This is a genomic window from Arthrobacter sp. H35-D1 (genome assembly GCF_030063185.1).
Classification (GTDB): Bacteria; Actinomycetota; Actinomycetes; order Actinomycetales; family Micrococcaceae; genus Specibacter.
Genome location: NZ_JASISP010000063.1, coordinates 1 through 2,159, shown reverse-complemented (window position 1 = coordinate 2,159; position 2,159 = coordinate 1). Strand labels below are relative to the sequence as shown.

At 61.3% G+C, this 2,159-nt stretch carries 1 protein-coding gene and 3 pseudogenes; all 4 read right to left on the bottom strand.

Features of this window, described 5'->3' with window-relative positions; genetic code table 11:
- Positions 1-155 (bottom strand): annotated as a pseudogene (locus QMG25_RS20705) (IS982 family transposase); the annotation flags it as partial.
- Between the two features lie 110 nt (positions 156-265).
- Positions 266-616, bottom strand: coding sequence for a hypothetical protein (locus QMG25_RS20260; RefSeq protein ID WP_283462923.1), 351 nt, complete (start codon positions 614-616; stop codon positions 266-268).
- Between the two features lie 14 nt (positions 617-630).
- A pseudogene (locus tag QMG25_RS20255) lies at positions 631-1,518 on the bottom strand (IS1634 family transposase); the annotation flags it as partial.
- Between the two features lie 302 nt (positions 1,519-1,820).
- A pseudogene (locus QMG25_RS20250) lies at positions 1,821-2,159 on the bottom strand (hypothetical protein); the annotation flags it as partial.

Sequence of the window (2,159 nt, the reverse complement as noted above, 5' to 3'; positions counted from 1 at the left end):
GCCTGCATCAACGCCCGCGGCATCACTTCGGCGGCGGAGATCTTGGGGCTGATCCCGACCCGGGGCCGGTACGGAACCCGTTCCGGAAGGGCCTTCAATAAATCATCCGCAGCGACATGGAATGCTGTGGCAAGAGTGTCCAGATCAGCGTCCACGTGAGCCTCCCAGTATGACGTTCGGGTAGATACACCGACTCTGACCCGAATCCGCGAGTAATGGTGTCGTAAGACTGCATCCCGGGCGGCGGCGCGGATTTCGATGAATTTTAGGTCTTGGGCGTGGCAGTGTCCCGGTTGTCGTGCCGGGTGGGCGAAGGTTCCGTGCCTCGGACGGTATTTCTCGTGGTGGTGGGGTAGGGGCCGGCTTCGTCAGCCGGGGCGGTCAGCTTCTGCAGTGCTGGCAGGACGGTGGTGAGCAGTTGTGGTCCCGGCGGCATGCGTAGGTAGATTGTCCCGGCGCAGCGGGTGTTGCGGGCTGGGACTTGAATGAGTTCGCGCAGGAGCCTTGCCACGGTTCTGCGTCCGCGGCCGTTGCCGTGATCGAGGCCGGTGATTTCCTGGAGCCAGGCGCTGATCGCGCAGCCGAGCAGGCCCGCCCACATCCACACGCTGTTCACGGCATGGGAGGCGGGGGCGGGATGGAGCCGACGAAGGCCAGCTCGGTCTCGGTGACACGGGTGAAGTTGGAGGCCGAGTTTTGCCAGGCGTCAAAGACCACTGTCACCTCCGGCTCCTCACCGGTCCCGGTCGTTTCGGCGAGTTTGCGGTGCCGGGCGCCGAGTTCATCGATCATGAGGGGAAACTGGGTGACGTCAGGCTTGTTCCCCGGGTAGGTATGGGCGAGCAGGGGAATCCCTCCGTCACGGGTGATCACCAGGCCCAGGCCAACCAGGGAAGGCACGGTGCGCTTTTGCTTGGCCTTGCCGCGTTGGGCAATCGGGGCCTTCGCGTTGGCCGAATCAATGTAGGTGGCGAAGTTCGTCATGTCCAGGGCCAGGGCGAAGATGTCGAGGTTGAATTCATTGACCAGCGCCACCGTGATGCGTTCCTCGACCTCCGCGAGTTCATCCAGTGACAGGGCGTGCGTGGCCTCCCAGAATTTGCGATGATCCAGCACGGACGCGGGGATCTTCGTGAAGCGGTCCGTGGCGGTGGTCTTCCACCAGTCGGCGAAGCCCAGCTTTGAGGTCGGGGCCACGACCCCGTTCAACGCCGCCAGGGACAGGTAGATGCCCGCCGACGCGCCGACGTCGCTGCGCCGGGAACCCACCACGCCGTCGATGATTCCGGCCACCTCCAGGCGTTGAAGGATGCTCCAGGCCGCGGCACTGTCCCCGAAGCCCAGGTGCCGGGTCTTCTCGGGCACGACCGCGGCTTCCTTGGCATCCAGGAGCTTCTCAATGTCCTTGGCACTGCCCAGGTACCGTTCGGAGACCATCTTCGGCTTCCCATCGACTCGCGCCGTTTCACGCAAGCGCCAATACGGTTTCCCACTGATCATCTTCTTGCACAAAGCCATACCCATATCATGCTTTAGGTCATACATACTTCGGTGAAGCAAAGGCCCCGACACGCCGCAACTTACACGGTTTTTATTTTGCCGGGGCCCTCAAAACGAAATAGCCGGGAAACTCTCGCCAGAGGAACCTTCAGCCAAGAGATTCTCGACGAACTCCTCCCGGTACGCCGACAACGCACCGCGCCCCGCGTGAAGAAACGCAAAATGTCCAACTGGCCACTCAAGCGAATACCAAAAGGTCCTAAGTAAACGACATTGCATCTTGTACAACAGTACGGTGAGTCAGGCTGTTCCCCGGTTGCTCAGGTTGACGTCGTGGCCGAGTTTTTGGACGGGGCGGATGATGTTGTTCTTCGTTCGTGTGGTATTTTTTGGCTCACGAATTCCGGGCCGTGGTCCCGATAGAATCCGCACTCAGCCAGGAGGACCCCCAACAGAGATAGTGCGGAATACTTCGTGGCGAGGTTCTGCGCTTCCTGTCCCGACAGGTATTCGTAAATTTCGGCCTCCACACGGAGCAGCGTGGGCTCCGGTCCGAGGAGGTTTCGCCGGAAATCTTCGCTCATATTACTTAAACGTCTTGCCAGCGGAACCGAGCTGCCGGGCAGCTTCGACAACGCGGGCGGACAGGCCCTTTTCAG